The following is a 15,041-nucleotide window of genomic DNA, read 5'->3' on the forward strand; positions in this document are numbered from 1 at the left end:
CGCTCCGCCGCTAGCTCTTCGGCTTGACCATCCGGGCCGCGACCGGCGCCACGAGCGGCTCGGGCAGGTGGTTGCCCAGCTCGGCCTGGACCCGGTTGCGGAAGGCTCCGGCCACCACCCGGTGCCGGCCTGCCATCAGGGCCTCCAGGGCGTCGCGGGCGACGTCGTCGGGGTCGTCCTTGCGACCCTGGGCGATGACGGTGTCGAGCATGTCGGCGCGCTCGAAGAAGGCGGTGTCGGTCGGCCCGGGCATCAATGAGGTCACGGTGACGCCGGTGTCCTTGAGCTCGGTCCGGAGCGCCTCGGCGAAGGAGTGGCCGAACGCCTTCGACGCGGCGTACGTCGAGTGGTACGGCCCCGGTGCCAGCCCCGCGATCGAGGAGGTGACGAGCACGCGGCCGTACCCGTTGGCGACCAGGTGGGGGATCACCAGGTGCGCGAGGTGCACCGTCGAGCGGACGTTGAGGTCGACCACGCGGAGGTGCCCGGCCAGCGAGGACTCGTGGAACCGCCCCGCGACGCCGATGCCGGCATTGAGGACGAGCACGCTGACCCGGTCGGTGGGCACGGCCGCGTAGAGCTCCTCCACCCCCTGAGGCGTCGCCAGGTCGGCTTCGACGGCGCGGACGATGGTGCCCAGGGGCTCCAGCGCGGCGGCGGTGGCGTGGATCTCCGGCTCGTCGGCCGCGATCACCAGGTCGAACCCGTGCTCGGCCAGCTGGCGTGCGATCGATCGCCCGATGCCGGTGGAGGCACCGGTCACGACCGCGGTGCCGGGGTTGCTGTCGTGGATGGACATGCGGCCCGGTACCCCGCCGTCGGCGGTCGGCTCAAGGAGGCTCACGCGGTCAGCTGCAGCTCGGCCCTCAGCCGGTCCATGAAGAGGTCGTACCGCTGCTGGTCCCGGCGGCGAGGCACTGTTCGGGTGCCGGTGTTGTCGACGAGGTAGAGCGCGCCGTAGGGATCGCGCCACAGGAAGACGCCGGGATAGGGCTGTTGGACGTCCCAGCCGGCGTGGGTCTTGATGCGGTGGTGCTGGGTGGTCATGGGGCCGTAGTTCCCGAGCGCGCTCTCGCCGCCCGCGCCATGGGCGAGGGTGTGGTCGATCTGCATGGTGCCGTCGGTGCAGGAGGCGAACGGGAAGATGTCGGCCGGCGTCAGCAGACGCACGGCCCGTCGATGTCGGTCGGGGATCTCGTAGGCGTCGACGGGCGCACGGTCCGCCAGGTCGAGGACGGGCTGGACCTTGATCGTCGCCCTCGCGTCCTCGCCGAGCACGCGGCGGATCCACGCCTCTGTGACGGCGCCGTGGCCCTCGACCCGGGCGATCTCGTCGGTGTCGGGGTGCGCCGGACACGGCGCGTAGACGTGGACGAAGAGCGTGGCGCTGCGGCCCTTGGCCCCGGCGAGGCCGGCGTTGGCCAGCGCTCGGCGCAGCGCCTCGACCCGAGCGGTGTCGCCGGCGAACTCCGGCTCCGCGTCGCCGAGCGTCTCGGCGAGGTTGCCCACCGCGGTGTCGATCTGCTCGATGGTGGCGACGTCGGCACGGATCATGAAGGTGGCCATGCCGTCGGCCTGCGTGCGGATCCGCTTGGCGAAGGTCGCCCGCGCCGCACGCTCCTCGCGCTCGCGTGCGGCGTCGACGTCGGCGGCCACGACGGCGCCCTCCACGAGCGCCTCGAACCGCGACCACGGGATCCGGCCGTCCGCGGACTCGGCCACCCGGGCGTCGACGTACGCCGCCTGCTCCCTGCTCAAGTCACGCGCCCGCCGCGCCACGAACCGTGCGTAGGAGTCGCGCACCTCCAGTCGCCGCACCCGCTCCCACAGCACCGGGAACCGGTGCTGCAGGTCGAGCGCGTCGGCGATCAGCGCGGCGCCGGCCCAGGTGGTGATGCCGAGCCGGGCGGCGAACGCCGCGGCGGCGAACTCGGTCACCGTCGGCGTCCCGTCGCCGCCGTGGCGCCGGGCCTTCTCCCGCCCCGGACGTGCGGCCTCGGCGGGATCGAGCACCTGCTCGGGATGGCGCACCGCCCACGCGTAGGCCATCACCAGCTTCTTCACCGCGAGCTCACGCTCGCGCACGCCGGTCTCCTCGAGCTCGTCGAGGAACTCCCCGTCAGGGAGCTCGGCGAGCTGCTCGAGGTCGACGCTGCTGGTCATGGGTCGACTCAAGCACCTGCCACCGACAGTGTCTGGCGCCGAGCGCCCCGTCGATTCTCTACGCTCGGGCCATGGTGCTGTTCCGACAGGCCGCGCGCGCGGTCGAGGCCGCTGCTGCCGAGCCGCCGGTCTGGGAGACCGACATCGCCGCCGCCCGGACGGCCGCCCGCGCCGAGGCCGCGCGGGCCGCCCGGGAAGAGGTCGCCGAGGTCGAGGAGATCGACGCCGACGGCGTCCGGTGCCGGCTCTACACGCCCGACGGTGCGCGCCCCGGGCTGGTGGTGCACCTGCACGGCGGCGGCTTCGTCTTCCATGACATCGACGTGCACGACGCGGTGTCGCGCCGCTTCGCCAACCGCGCGGGGCTGCGGGTCCTGAGCGTCGACTACCGCCGACCGCCGGAGCACCGGTTCCCGGCCGCCCCCGACGACGTCGACACCGTGCTGGCCTGGCTCGCCGCGCAGGACCGGTGGCGCGGCCCGCTCTACGTCCACGGTGACAGCGCCGGCGGCAACCTCGCGCTGGTGGCGGCGCTGCGCCACCCCGGCCGGTTCCGGGCCGCCGTCCTCATCTACCCCTTCCTCGACCCGGATGCGGGCTGGGACTCCTACCGCACCGCCGCCGACGGCTTCGACCCCCGCGAGGCGACCTGGTACTGGCAGCAGTACGCCGCGTCCGCGGCCGACCTCCGCCACCCCGACCTGGCGCCGCTGCGCAGCGACCGACTGGGCACCCTGCCGCCGACACTGGTCGTCACCGCGGAGCACGACCCGCTGCGTGACGAGGGCGAGGAGCTGGCCCGCCGCCTGGACGCCGCCGGCGTCGAAGTGACCGCGACGCGCTACCTCGGTCAGACCCACGGGTTCTGGCGCCAGGAGGCGTTCGCGAGCTCCGAACGCCTCATCCGGCAGGTGGCCGGCTTCCTCGCCTCCTACGGCTGACAGAATCGCCCCATGCGCGTGCACCTCGGCTGCGACCATGCCGGCCTCGACCTCAAGAGCCACCTCACCGACCGCCTGACGTCGCTCGGCTTCGAGGTGGTCGACCACGGCCCCTTCGTCTACGACGCCCTCGACGACTACCCGGTGTTCTGCATCCGTGCGGCCGAGGCGGTCGCGCGCGAGCGGGAGCAGGGACTGGACAGCCTCGGCGTCGTCATCGGCGGCTCGGGCAACGGCGAGCAGATGGCCGCCAACAAGGTCAAGGGCATCCGCGCCGCCCTGGTGTGGAGCGACGAGACCGCCAAGCTCGCCCGCGACCACAACGACGCGCAGGTGGTCGCCGTCGGAGGCCGGATGCACAGCCTCGAGGACATGACCCGGTTCGTGGAGATCTTCCTCGCCGAGCCCTTCAGCGAGGACGAGCGGCACGTACGCCGGATCGGGCAGCTCAGCAGCTACGAGCAGACCGGCCGCCGCCCGGCGTTGCCGGAGTCGGCCGTCGGCCTCGGCCCGGCCGAGGACCAGGACTGAGGGATGCCCGAAGGGCACACCCTCCACCGGCTCGCGCTCGATCTCACTGACGCCTTCGCCGGGCAGCAGGTCAGGGTCGGCAGCCCGCAGGGCCGCTTCGACGCCGAGGCACGCCAGCTCGACGGCCAGGTGCTCGAGAGCGCCGAGGCGTGGGGCAAGCAGCTGTTCCTGGAGTTCCCGGGTGAGCGGTTCGTCCACATCCACCTCGGCCTGATCGGCAAGCTCGCGATCACGCCGTACGACGGCGAGGTGCCGCCGCCCGTCGGGCAGGTGCGCCTGCGGCTCGTCGGGCGGGAGCACCTCGCCGACCTGCGCGGCGCGACCGCCTGCGATCTGTGGACGCTGGAGCAGCGCGACGCCTGCGTGGCCAAGCTCGGCCCCGACCCGCTGCGTGACCCCGAGGACGGGGGCGACCCCGACCGGGCCTGGAAGCGGATCGGCGGCAGCCAGCGCAGCATCGCCTCGCTGCTGATGGACCAGGCCGTGCTGGCGGGCGTGGGCAACGTGTACCGGGCCGAGCTGCTCTTCCGCCACCGCGTCGACCCGCTGCGCCCCGGGGCGAGCCTGAGCCGACGCCAGTGGGACGCGATGTGGGACGACCTGGTCGGCCTGATGCGGACCGGCGTGGAGCGCAACCGCATCGACACCGTCCGCGACGAGCACACCCCGGAGGCGATGGGCCGCGATCCCCGCGTCGACGACCACGGCGGCGAGGTCTACGTCTACCGGCGCGCCGGCCAGCCGTGCCACGTCTGCGGCGCGGTCATCCGCACCGCCGCCCTGGAGGGCCGCAACCTGTTCTGGTGCCCCGGTTGCCAGCGCCGTTACCGGCCGCGAACCGCCGTCCGGGCGGTTCGCGGCGCGACACCACGCCGTTGACCGTAGAGTGATGGCTCCCCAGCCCCCCCGGCCAAGGACGAGGATGACCACCCAGTCCCCGCCCGTGCGACCGCCGACTGTGCGTCGGCGGCGCTCCAGCCTGCGTCTGGTCGGCTGGTGGCGCCACGGCCGCATCCTGGTGGGCCTGGTGCTGCTGGCGGTGGCCTCGACGGCGGCGATCATCGGATTCTCCGAGGACGTCCCGCGCAGCGTGCTGGTGGTGCCGGTGGTGATCGGCAGCCTGGTGCTCAACCCGCGCACCCTGCCGTGGTTCGTCGTCCTGCTGCTGGCGCTGCTGGTCAGCACGGTCGTGTTCAGTCCCGACTCCATCGACGCCCGTGCGATCTGGAGCATCGCGGTGATGTTCGTCGTCGGGCTCTTCGTGCTGCTGATGTCGTTCCGGCGCACCCGCCTCGGTGTGGCCGGGATCCAGGGCGAGTCGATGTTCGTCGACCTGCGGGACCGGATCCTCAACCAGGGCGGCATCCCCGCCCTGCCGCCCGGCTGGCACGCCGAGTCGGCGTTGACGTCAGCCGGCGGCACGCTGTTCGCCGGCGACTTCGTCGTCGCCAGCCGGCCGACGCGCGACCGGCTCGACCTCGTCGTCGTGGACGTCTCCGGCAAGGGCGAGCAGGCCGGGACCCGGGCGCTGCTGCTCTCGGGCGCGTTCGGCGGGCTGCTGGGCGCACTGCCGCCGGACCAGTTCCTTCCGGCGGCCAACGACTACCTGCTGCGGCAGGACTGGGACGAGGGGTTCGCAACCGCCGTCCATCTCAGCCTCGACCTGACCACGGGCTGCTACGAGGTGCGCTCGGCGGGCCACCCGCCCGCCGTACTCCGTTCGGCGGGCTCGGGCCGGTGGAGCGTCCTCACCAGCGAGGGACCGGTGCTGGGACTGATGCCGGACGCCGAGTTCATCCCGCACCGTGGCGTGCTGGAGCGCGGCGACGCGGTCATGCTCTACACCGACGGCATGGTCGAGGAGCCGCGTCGCGACATCGACCTCGGCATCGACCGACTGCTCGGCGAGGCGGAGTCACTGCTGCGCGGTGAGTTCCGCGACGCGGCGCAGCGGCTGGTCGACGCGCTCGGCTCCAAGGACGACGACCGCGCGATGGTGGTCGTGAACCGGCTCTAATTCGCTCAGGGACCCGGTTGGGGGTCAGATGCGCCGATGTGGCAGCATGTCGGCGTTCACGCGGTCCGACCGTGTGCTCGCGGATGTAGCTCAATGGTAGAGCCCCAGTCTTCCAAACTGGCTACGCGGGTTCGATTCCCGTCATCCGCTCCAAGGGGGCCTCGGTGCCGCTGACCGCGGTGGCCGGCGCCTCGCTTGGCGGGGCGTAGCGTAGTGGCTAGCGCGCCTGCTTTGGGAGCAGGAGACCGCAGGTTCGAGTCCTGTCGCCCCGACCACGTCGGCCCGCCCCTCCGGGCGTGGGTGGCGCCTGTCCGGGCGCGCGCCCGCGGGTTCGGCCGGTGCGGCGGCCGCAGGTAGGATCGGCCGGTCGGGCCGTGCCTGACCCGTGTCAGACCTACTAGAGGAGAAACCCTGTGAAGAGCGCCGTCGAGACCTTGAGCCCGACCCGGGCCAAGCTGACCGTCGAGGTGCCCTTCGAGGAGCTCAAGCCGAGCCTCGACAAGGCATACAAGCAGATCGCCCAGCAGATCAACGTCCCCGGCTTCCGGAAGGGCAAGGTCCCCGCTGCGGTCATCGAGCGGCAGTTCCCCGGCGCCGCGCGCGAGCAGGCGCTCAACGACATCCTGAGCGCCAAGTACGCCGAGGCGATGCAGGACAACGACCTGACCCCGCTCGCGCAGCCCGAGGTCGAGGTCACCAAGTACGACGACCAGGGCCCGCTGGAGTTCACCGTCGAGGTCGACGTCCGACCGGAGATCACCGTCCCCGACTACGAGGGCCTGGAGGCAGTCGTCGAGGACGTCGAGGTCACCGACGAGGACGTCGCCGAGCAGGTCACCGCCCTGCGCGAGCGCTTCGGCACCCTCAAGGACGTCGAGCGAGCGGCGGCCGACGGCGACTTCGTCGTGATCGACCTCGTGGCGACCCGCGACGGCGAGACCGTCGAGGGCGCCGAGGTCGCCGGCATGAGCTACCAGGTCGGCCGCGGCGGCATGCTGGACGGTCTCGACGAGGCCCTCACCGGCCTGTCCGCCGGCGAGGAGAAGACCTTCTCCAGCCAGCTCGTCGGTGGCGACCTGGTCGGCCAGGAGGTCGACGTCACTGTCAAGGTCACGCAGGTCCAGGAGCAGGAGCTCCCGGCGGCCGACGACGAGTTCGCCCAGCTCGCCAGCGAGTTCGACACCTTCGCCGAGCTCGAGGCCGACGTGCGCGAGCGGCTCGGCCGGGGCAAGCGCCTCGAGCAGGCCGCCGCCGCGCGCGACGCCGTCCTGGAGGCGCTGCTCGACAAGGTGGAGATCCCGCTTCCCGACACGCTCGTGACCGAGGAGCTCAATGCCCGCCGCCAGAGCATCGAGCAGCAGCTGCAGTTCGCCGGCCTGACGATGGAGAAGTACCTCGACGACGAGGGCAAGACCATCGAGGAGTTCGAGGCCGACCTCGAGCGCCGGGTGCGCGACGCGCTCGCCGCCCAGATGCTGCTCGACGAGATCGCCCAGGGTCAGGAGTTCGAGGTCACCAACGAGGACCTCACCGGCTACATCCTCCGGCAGGCGCAGAGCCAGGGCCAGGACCCCCAGCAGGCCTTCGCGCACATCCAGGAGCACCCGCACCACCTGCAGGAGTACGCCGCCGAGATCACCCGCGGCAAGGCCCTCGCCATGATCGTCGAGGCCGCCAAGGTCACCGACAAGTCGGGCAACCAGGTGGAGCTGAAGAACCTGCGCCCCGACGGCACCATCGGCGAGCCCGCCGAGGACGCCACCGAGGACGCCACCGAGGAGACCACGGAGGCCTGAGCGCCCAGGTCGCACGCCGCTTCGCGACGCCCCGTCCCCGGATCACACCGGAGACGGGGCGTCGCGGCGTCCGGAGTCCCTACACTTCCCGGCATGGCGCCACCGACCGCCGGCAACGGCCGCAGCCCCGTCGTCGTCCTCGACGACGACCGGCGCTCCCGACGTACGTCGCCGTCGCGACGCACCGGGCTGTGGCGGATCGCCCGGCGCATCACCGGCCTCGGCCGACGCACCGCCGTCTCGGGCATCGCCGTGGCGGCGCCGGTGGCCGAGCAGCTGGGCAAGCAGCTGGGCCGGGAGGCACTGCGTCGCGCGGCGCCGGTCGCCCAACAGCTGGCCGCGCCCGTGATCGAGAAGCTGCCGCCCCAGCTGACCGTCCCGCTCTCCGCGCCGCTCGCCCGCCTCGCGGGACCGCCGGCAGGCAGGACGGTGCGACGGGCCCTGGCGGTCCGCGTCGCCGGTCGCGACCTCGTGCCGGACCCGGAGAGCCTGGCCGCCGCGTACCCCGACGCGACCGGGCGGATCCTCGTCCTGGTCCCGGGCGCGGGCGAGGACGAGCGGGTGTGGCAGACCGGCGTGGAGCAGACCGGGGCGTCGTACGGCGACCGGCTGGCTGCCCTGCTCGGCTGGACCCCTGTCACCCTCCGCCACGATCCGGGCGCGGAGCTCTCGGTGACCGGGCTGGAGCTGGGCGGTCTGCTCCAGCAGCTCGTCGACGGCTGGCCGGTGCCGGCGGAGCGCATCGTGCTGCTCGGGCACGGGACCGGAGGGCTGGTCGCGCGCGGCGCCTGCGGCGTGCAGTCCCTCGGCGCGACGCCGTGGCGTCCGCTCGTCACGGAGCTGATCGCGCTCGGGACGCCCCATCTCGCCGCGTCGCAGCAGCCGGTCACCCGGGGTGTCGGCCGCGCCATCGACGAGGCGCTCGCCGGCATCGTGGTCGTCGGGCGCGACGTGGTCGACGTGCCGGCGCTGCCCGGCGTCGACTATCTGCTCATCACCGACCGCACCCAGACCCGCGGCAACCCCGTCGGCCGGGCGCTGGGGGAGCTGTTGTGGTGGCGGCACCGGCTGCCGGCCACCCGACGGGAGGTGCAGGACCTGTTCCCCACGGCGGAGCGCTTCGAGGTCTCCACCGGCACCCAGCCGCTGGCGAACCACACCGACGTCCACGACGCACTGCTGCGCTGGCTCGCCTGACCAGCGGCGGGCGAGGAACGAGCCCGCCGCTGGTCAGGCGGGTCGAGCAAGCGCACGACCGAGCTTGCGAGGTCGTGACCGCGCGTCGAGACCGGTACATGTCGCCGTGCGAGGAACGATCACGCCGCGTTGGGCGTCAGGTGAAACGACGAAATCCGCTGTCGGCGAACAGGGGCCGAGTTCCCGTGGAACTGTCCGGAGCGGCGGCTAGGGTCGGCGACGTGAACCAATACTCCAGTCACCTTGCGCCGGCGATGGGCGGTGGCCCCGGGCCCGCCGACCTCGACAGCCACATCTACTCCCGGCTGCTGCGGGAGCGCATCGTGTTCCTCGGCTCCGAGGTGCGGGACCAGAACGCGAACGCGATCTGCGCGCAGCTGCTGCTGCTCTCGGCCGAGGACCCCGAGGCCGACATCTTCCTCCACATCAACAGCCCCGGCGGCTCCGTGGACGCCGGCATGGCGATCTACGACACGATGAACTACATCCCCAACGACGTCGCGACCGTGGGCATGGGCCTGGCCGCGTCGATGGGCCAGTTCCTGCTGTGCGCCGGCGCGAAGGGCAAGCGCTACGCCCTCCCGCACGCGCGGATCATGATGCACCAGCCCTCCTCGGGCATGGGCGGGTCCGCCTCGGACATCAAGATCCAGGCGCAGCAGTCGCTCCACATCAAGAAGGTCCTGCTCGACCTCATCTCCGAGCACACCGGCCAGAGCGTCGAGCAGGTCACCGCCGACGCCGACCGTGACCGCTGGTTCACCGCGCAGGAGGCGCTCGACTACGGCCTCGTCGACCAGGTGATCACCAGCGCTCGCGAGGCGGCCGACCAGGGCCGCCCGGCGCACGGCACGGAGGAGAACGCCTGATGAACTACTACATCCCGCAGTGGGAGGAGCGCACCTCCTACGGCTTCCGCCGGATCGACCCCTACGCGAAGCTGTTCGAGGAGCGGATCATCTACCTCGGCACGCCGATCTCGGACGACGTGGCCAACGCCGTGATCGCCCAGCTGCTGTGCCTGCAGTCGATGAACCCCGACCAGGACATCAACATCTACATCAACTCGCCGGGCGGCTCGTTCACGGCGCTCACGGCGATCTACGACACGATCCAGTTCATCAAGCCGGACGTGCAGACGGTCTGCATGGGTCAGGCGGCGTCGGCAGCGGCGATCCTGCTCGCGGCCGGCACCAAGGGCAAGCGGATGGCGCTGCCCAACAGCCGGATCCTGATCCACCAGCCCTACACCGAGGGCACGTTCGGCCAGACCTCCGACATCGAGATCCAGGCCAACGAGATCCTGCGGATGCGCGAGCTGCTGGAGCGGATGATCAGCGAGCACAGCGGCAAGACCATCGAGGAGGTGAGTCGCGACATCGAGCGCGACAAGATCCTCACCGCCCAGCAGGCGGTCGAGTACGGCATCGTCGACCAGGTGCTGGGCTCCCTCAAGACGCCGGCGCTGGCCTGACGTCCGACACGGGCCTCGTGTCCGCGCCGAAACGGGGCGGACACGAGGTACCGTCAGGGGGCTCGAGGACATCACGAGCGCCTTTCCAAGAGCAGCTGCACGACACCGGGCGAGGTCCCGGCACCTGAGAAGGAGATCCGCCCGTGGCACGCATCGGTGACGGAGGCGACCTGCTGAAGTGTTCCTTCTGCGGGAAGAGCCAGAAGCAGGTGAAGAAGCTCATCGCCGGCCCCGGTGTCTACATCTGCGACGAGTGCATCGACCTGTGCAACGAGATCATCGAGGAGGAGCTCTCCGAGGGCAGTGAGGTCAGCCTCGACGAGCTGCCCAAGCCGAAGGAGATCTTCGAGTTCCTCAACTCCTACGTCATCGGCCAGGAGCAGGCCAAGAAGTCCCTCGCCGTCGCGGTCTACAACCACTACAAGCGGGTCCAGGCCGGGCTGCAGCCCATCTCGGGCAAGCACTCCAAGGAGGAGACCGTCGAGGTCGCCAAGTCCAACATCTTGGTGATCGGTCCCACCGGCTGCGGCAAGACCTACCTCGCCCAGACGCTGGCGCGGATGCTCAACGTCCCCTTCGCGATCGCGGACGCCACGGCGCTCACCGAGGCGGGCTACGTCGGCGAGGACGTCGAGAACATCCTCCTCAAGCTGATCCAGGCCGCCGACTACGACGTCAAGAAGGCCGAGACCGGGATCATCTACATCGACGAGATCGACAAGGTGGCCCGCAAGGCGGAGAACCCCTCCATCACCCGTGACGTCTCGGGTGAGGGCGTGCAGCAGGCACTGCTGAAGATCATCGAGGGCACCACCGCCTCGGTCCCGCCGCAGGGCGGCCGCAAGCACCCGCACCAGGAGTTCATCCAGATCGACACGACGAACATCCTGTTCATCGTGGGCGGCGCGTTCGCCGGCCTGGAGCACATCATCGAGCAGCGGGTCGGCAAGAAGACCCTCGGCTTCACCGCCGAGGTGAAGAGCAACGCCGACAAGGAGGCCGAGGACCTGCTCCAGCTGGTGCGGCCCGAGGACCTCACCAAGTTCGGGCTGATCCCGGAGTTCATCGGCCGACTGCCGCTGATCGCCAGCGTGAACAAGCTCGACCGCGAGGCGTTGGTCCAGATCCTGACCGAGCCGCGCAACGCGCTGGTGAAGCAGTACCAGAAGCTCTTCGAGCTCGACGGCGTCGAGCTGGAGTTCACCGATGACGCCGTCGACGCGATCGCGGACAAGGCCCTCGAGCGGGGCACCGGCGCGCGTGGCCTGCGGGCGATCATCGAGGAGGTCCTCCTCCACGTGATGTACGACGTCCCGTCGCGTGGTGACGTCGCCAAGGTGATCGTCAACGAGGCGGTCGTCATCGGGCAGGACGCGCCGACCCTGGTCCCGCGTGAGTCCGAGGTCAAGAAGAAGAAGTCCGCCTGACCGAGCGCGGAGCGCGACCCGGTCGGACCAGCGTCACGGCCACGTGGGTCCCGCCGACCTAGTCACTTCGGGCCATTTATCGTTCGCGGTTCGCGGACACCCCTCCTGACCAGCGAAAATAGGAGCGTCACCGCTCCAACGCTCTCGGGAAGGGGTCATGAGCTCCCAGCACAAGGCACCTCTTGCTGCCTTCCTCGTGGTCTCCATCGCCTGCATCGTCGTCCTGGTGAACGCCGTGCGCGGGGATGCGCTGACCGGGCTGTTCGAGCACCCGAGCCAGTCGATCGTGAGCGGTGCCCGGCTGGTCCCGCAGCCCGTCGAGCCGCTCGACGAGCAGTTCGACGAGTCGGTGGACGTGTCCCGGTCCGTCGTGTCCGGCCCGACGCTCGCCGCGCGCGTCGCCGCGAAGACCCGGCCTGCCCCGGTCGCGCCCGTGTCAGCTGCTCTCGCTCCGCCGGCACCGCAGGCGGCAACAGCCGCGCCGGTGGCGCTGCCTGTGCCTGTGCCGGTTCCTGTGCCGGCGGCTGTGCCGGTGCCTGCGGCTGCGGCGAACGAGCGGACCGACCGCCACGGGCACGGCCGCTCAGGCCGTGAGGACAAGCGGGCCGGCGAGCGCGGCGCAGGCACCGGCCACCGCCGCCACTCGCACGGCCACGCGTGGGTGCGGACGCCGGCGCCGTCCGACCAGGACCGCAGTCGCTCGTCGCGCGGCGACCGGCGAGGCTCGGCCGAGAGCTCGCGGGGGTCGCGCGGCCGGCGCTGACCGGATCCGGCTCAGCCCTCGCTGGGCTGCTCGGCGAGCGTGGCGCTGACGCGGAGCTCCTCGGCGGCCTCGTCGACCACGAACCGGAGCTCGCCGACGATCTTGCCGCTTCGGCGCAGGTCCTCGGCCGCGAGCTCGGCCGCCGCGACGAGCGTCGCGGGTCCGGCGATCTCGACCTCGGACAGCTCGGCGCGCATCGAGGCCTTGGCCTGCGACTTCGCGCCGCGGATGCCGCCCAGGGCAGCGGCGACGGCGTCCAGGCTGCTCGGGTCCGCCGCCGCGGCCGAGCCGAGCTCGAGCTCGGTCGGCCAGGTGGCCCGGTGGATCGAGGTCCCGCCGTCGTTCACCGAGTGCCACCACGACCAGACCTCTTCGGTCACGTAGGGCAGGAACGGTGCGAGCAGACGGAGCTGGACCTGCAGTGCGATCGCCAGGGTCGCCTTCGCCGAGACGGTGGCCGGGCCGCCGTCCGCGTCGTACGCCCGCTCCTTGACCAGCTCGAGGTAGTCGTCGCAGAACTCCCAGAAGAACTTCTCGACGCTCTCGAGGGCCGTCGTGTAGTCGTAGGACTCGAACGCCTCGGTCGCCTTGGTGATGACCTCCTTGAGGCGGGCCAGCAGCGCGCAGTCGATCGGCTCGGAGACCTCGAAGACGTTGAGCTCGGTCGCGCCGACGCCGCCGAGCACGAACTTGGAGGCGTTGAGGACCTTCACCGCCAGCCGGCGACCGACCTTCATCTGGGTCTCGTCGAACGGCGAGTCCAGGCCCGGGCGCGCCATCGCGGCCCGCCACCGGACCGCATCGGCGCCGAACTTGTCGAGGATCTCGGTCGGTACGACGACGTTGCCCTTGGACTTCGACATCTTCTTGCGGTCCGGGTCGAGGATCCAGCCGGACAGCATCGCGGTGCGCCACGGCACCGCTCCGTTCTCGAAGGTCGACCGCACTACCCGGCTGAACAGCCAGGTCCGGATGATGTCGTGACCCTGCGTGCACAGGTCCATCGGGAAGACCCGGTCGAACAGGTCGTCGTCGGCGCCCCAGCCGCCCGCGATGTGCGGGGTCAGCGAGGAGGTGGCCCAGGTGTCCATGACGTCGGGGTCACCGATGAAGCCGCCCGGCTTGCCGCGCTGCTCCTCGGTGAACCCCTCCGGCGCGTCGGTCGAGGGATCGATCGGCAGCTGCGCCTCGGCCGGCAGCAGCGGAGCGGCGTAGTCCGGCTCGCCCTGGTCGTCGAGGCGGTACCAGACCGGGAACGGGATGCCGAAGAACCGCTGCCGCGAGATGAGCCAGTCGCCGTTGAGGCCCCCGACCCAGTTGTCGTAGCGGTGCTGCATGTGGGCCGGGACCCACTCGATCTGGGCGCCCTGGTCGAGCATGCGCTGACGCAGGTCCGCGTCGCGGCCGCCGTTGCGGATGTACCACTGCCGGGTCGCGACGATCTCGAGCGGCTTGTCGCCCTTCTCGTAGAAGTTCGCCATGCGCTGCGTCGGCTTCGGCTCGCCGTCCAGGTCGCCCGACGCGCGCAGCAGCGCGACCATCGCCTCGCGGGCCGAGTGGGCGGTCTTGCCCTTGAGCTCCTCGTACGCCGTCACGGCGGCCTCACTGGTCAGCCACTCGGGGGTGTCGCGCGAGAGCCGGCCGTCGCGGCCGATCAGCGTCCGGACGGGCAGCTGGAGCTCGCGCCACCACTGGACGTCGGTGAGGTCGCCGAAGGTGCAGCACATCGCGATGCCCGCGCCCTTGTCGGGCTCGGCGGCCGGGTGCGCGAGCACGGGGATCTCCACGCCGAACACCGGCGAGGTCACGGTGGTGCCGAACAGCGCCTGGTAGCGCTGGTCGTCGGGGTGCGCGATGAGCGCCACGCAGGACGCGATCAGCTCGGGCCGGGTCGTCTCGATGTACACCGGCCCGTCGGCCGCGTGGAACGCCACCCGGTGGTAGGCGCCGGCGTACTCACGCGCCTCGAGCTCGGCCTGCGCCACGGCGGTCTGGAAGGTGACGTCCCACAGCGTGGGCGCCTCCTGCAGGTAGGCCTCGCCGCGGGCGAGGTTGCGCAGGAACGCCCGCTGGGAGACGGCCTGGGCCCGCGTGCCGATCGTGGTGTACTGCTGGTTCCAGTCCACGGAGAGGCCGAGCGTGCGCCACAGCGACTCGAAGACCTCCTCGTCCTGCTCGACCAGCCGGTTGCACAGCTCGATGAAGTTGGGGCGGCTGATCGGGACCTGCCGCTTGGGGTCCGGCTTCTCCGGCGGCGTGAAGTCGGCGTCGTAGGGCAGCGACGGGTCGCAGCGCACGCCGAAGTAGTTCTGCACCCGGCGCTCGGTCGGGAGGCCGTTGTCGTCCCAGCCCATCGGGTAGAAGACCGTCTTGCCGCGCATCCGCCAGAACCGGGCGACCAGGTCGGTGTGGGTGTAGGAGAACACGTGGCCGACGTGCAGGCTGCCGCTCACGGTCGGCGGCGGGGTGTCGATCGAGTAGACGTTCTCGCGCGGCTGGGTGCGGTCGAAGGCGTAGGTCTGGTCGTTCCTCCAGCGCTCGACCCACTTCTGCTCGAGGCCCTCCAGCGCAGGCTTGTCCGGTACCGAGACGACACCGCCGGCCGGTGCCGACGTGCTGGTCTCCGGGGACTGACTGCGCTGGGTCTCGGTCATGCGCGAAATCCTAGGGCGACGGCCGTTCCGCGCGCGAAACCAGGTTGAAACCTGGATCGTCGCTGACCAGGGTGTCGT

General features: G+C 71.4%; 13 protein-coding genes and 2 tRNA genes. 12 read left to right on the forward strand and 3 right to left on the reverse strand.

Annotation, left to right across the window (positions count from 1 at the left end):
• Positions 1-10 precede the first annotated feature (10 nt).
• Positions 11-799 carry an SDR family NAD(P)-dependent oxidoreductase gene (locus tag VGE38_RS08435; protein WP_331142087.1) on the reverse strand — a complete coding sequence of 263 codons (789 nt, stop codon included), beginning with the start codon at positions 797-799 and terminating at the stop codon, positions 11-13.
• A gap of 41 nt (positions 800-840) precedes the next feature.
• Positions 841-2,163: a hypothetical protein gene (locus VGE38_RS08440; protein ID WP_331142088.1), complete on the reverse strand. Its 1,323-nt coding sequence runs from the start codon at positions 2,161-2,163 to the stop codon at positions 841-843.
• Between the two features lie 71 nt (positions 2,164-2,234).
• On the opposite strand from VGE38_RS08440, the gene VGE38_RS08445 reads away from it, so the two are divergent.
• From VGE38_RS08445 to VGE38_RS08500, 12 genes are all read left to right on the forward strand, one after another.
• Positions 2,235-3,104, forward strand: a complete 870-nt coding sequence (locus VGE38_RS08445) for an alpha/beta hydrolase (RefSeq protein ID WP_331142089.1) — start codon at positions 2,235-2,237, stop codon at positions 3,102-3,104.
• A gap of 12 nt (positions 3,105-3,116) precedes the next feature.
• Complete coding sequence (locus VGE38_RS08450; RefSeq protein WP_331142090.1) at positions 3,117-3,635, forward strand: ribose-5-phosphate isomerase; 519 nt, start codon at positions 3,117-3,119, stop codon at positions 3,633-3,635.
• A gap of 3 nt (positions 3,636-3,638) precedes the next feature.
• Complete coding sequence (locus VGE38_RS08455; protein WP_331142091.1) at positions 3,639-4,514, forward strand: Fpg/Nei family DNA glycosylase; 876 nt, start codon at positions 3,639-3,641, stop codon at positions 4,512-4,514.
• Between the two features lie 43 nt (positions 4,515-4,557).
• The gene (locus tag VGE38_RS08460; protein WP_331142092.1) at positions 4,558-5,652 is read left to right on the forward strand and encodes a PP2C family protein-serine/threonine phosphatase; all 1,095 of its coding nucleotides are present in this window, start codon (positions 4,558-4,560) and stop codon (positions 5,650-5,652) included.
• A gap of 79 nt (positions 5,653-5,731) precedes the next feature.
• Positions 5,732-5,805, forward strand: a tRNA-Gly gene (locus VGE38_RS08465).
• 46 nt (positions 5,806-5,851) lie between these two features.
• Positions 5,852-5,927: transfer RNA gene (locus tag VGE38_RS08470), tRNA-Pro, on the forward strand.
• A 138-nt stretch (positions 5,928-6,065) separates the two neighbouring features.
• Positions 6,066-7,448 (forward strand): trigger factor, encoded by a 1,383-nt coding sequence (gene tig / locus VGE38_RS08475; protein WP_331142093.1) that lies wholly within the window; start codon positions 6,066-6,068, stop codon positions 7,446-7,448.
• Positions 7,449-7,541: 93 nt separating this feature from the next.
• Positions 7,542-8,645 (forward strand): lipase family protein, encoded by a 1,104-nt coding sequence (locus VGE38_RS08480; RefSeq protein ID WP_331142094.1) that lies wholly within the window; start codon positions 7,542-7,544, stop codon positions 8,643-8,645.
• A 254-nt stretch (positions 8,646-8,899) separates the two neighbouring features.
• Complete coding sequence (locus VGE38_RS08485) at positions 8,900-9,514, forward strand: ATP-dependent Clp protease proteolytic subunit (RefSeq protein ID WP_331142116.1); 615 nt, start codon at positions 8,900-8,902, stop codon at positions 9,512-9,514.
• Entirely contained in the window at positions 9,514-10,119 is a 606-nt protein-coding gene (locus tag VGE38_RS08490; RefSeq protein WP_331142095.1) for an ATP-dependent Clp protease proteolytic subunit, read from the forward strand. The genes VGE38_RS08485 and VGE38_RS08490 overlap by 1 nt, the downstream gene beginning before the upstream one ends.
• 143 nt (positions 10,120-10,262) lie before the next feature.
• Complete coding sequence (clpX, locus tag VGE38_RS08495; protein WP_331142096.1) at positions 10,263-11,546, forward strand: ATP-dependent Clp protease ATP-binding subunit ClpX; 1,284 nt, start codon at positions 10,263-10,265, stop codon at positions 11,544-11,546.
• Between the two features lie 157 nt (positions 11,547-11,703).
• Positions 11,704-12,309: a hypothetical protein gene (locus VGE38_RS08500; RefSeq protein WP_331142097.1), complete on the forward strand. Its 606-nt coding sequence runs from the start codon at positions 11,704-11,706 to the stop codon at positions 12,307-12,309.
• Between the two features lie 11 nt (positions 12,310-12,320).
• Here the strand turns inward: VGE38_RS08500 and valS are convergent, their stop codons facing one another.
• The gene (gene valS, locus VGE38_RS08505) at positions 12,321-14,963 is read right to left on the reverse strand and encodes a valine--tRNA ligase (RefSeq protein ID WP_331142098.1); all 2,643 of its coding nucleotides are present in this window, start codon (positions 14,961-14,963) and stop codon (positions 12,321-12,323) included.
• Positions 14,964-15,041: the final 78 nt, after the last annotated feature.

The organism is Nocardioides sp. (assembly GCF_036405735.1).
Classification (GTDB): Bacteria; Actinomycetota; Actinomycetes; order Propionibacteriales; family Nocardioidaceae; genus Nocardioides.

What these genes read in the sequence shown, in the direction of transcription:
- VGE38_RS08435 (WP_331142087.1), bottom strand. Translation starts at nt 799, where the DNA reads ATGTCCATCCACGACAGCAACCCCGGCACCGCGGTCGTGACCGGTGCC.
- VGE38_RS08440 (WP_331142088.1), bottom strand. Translation starts at nt 2,163, where the DNA reads ATGACCAGCAGCGTCGACCTCGAGCAGCTCGCCGAGCTCCCTGACGGG.
- VGE38_RS08445 (WP_331142089.1), top strand. Translation starts at nt 2,235, where the DNA reads ATGGTGCTGTTCCGACAGGCCGCGCGCGCGGTCGAGGCCGCTGCTGCC.
- VGE38_RS08450 (WP_331142090.1), top strand. Translation starts at nt 3,117, where the DNA reads ATGCGCGTGCACCTCGGCTGCGACCATGCCGGCCTCGACCTCAAGAGC.
- VGE38_RS08455 (WP_331142091.1), top strand. Translation starts at nt 3,639, where the DNA reads ATGCCCGAAGGGCACACCCTCCACCGGCTCGCGCTCGATCTCACTGAC.
- VGE38_RS08460 (WP_331142092.1), top strand. Translation starts at nt 4,558, where the DNA reads ATGACCACCCAGTCCCCGCCCGTGCGACCGCCGACTGTGCGTCGGCGG.
- VGE38_RS08480 (WP_331142094.1), top strand. Translation starts at nt 7,542, where the DNA reads ATGGCGCCACCGACCGCCGGCAACGGCCGCAGCCCCGTCGTCGTCCTC.
- VGE38_RS08485 (WP_331142116.1), top strand. Translation starts at nt 8,900, where the DNA reads ATGGGCGGTGGCCCCGGGCCCGCCGACCTCGACAGCCACATCTACTCC.
- VGE38_RS08490 (WP_331142095.1), top strand. Translation starts at nt 9,514, where the DNA reads ATGAACTACTACATCCCGCAGTGGGAGGAGCGCACCTCCTACGGCTTC.
- VGE38_RS08500 (WP_331142097.1), top strand. Translation starts at nt 11,704, where the DNA reads ATGAGCTCCCAGCACAAGGCACCTCTTGCTGCCTTCCTCGTGGTCTCC.
- valS (WP_331142098.1), bottom strand. Translation starts at nt 14,963, where the DNA reads ATGACCGAGACCCAGCGCAGTCAGTCCCCGGAGACCAGCACGTCGGCA.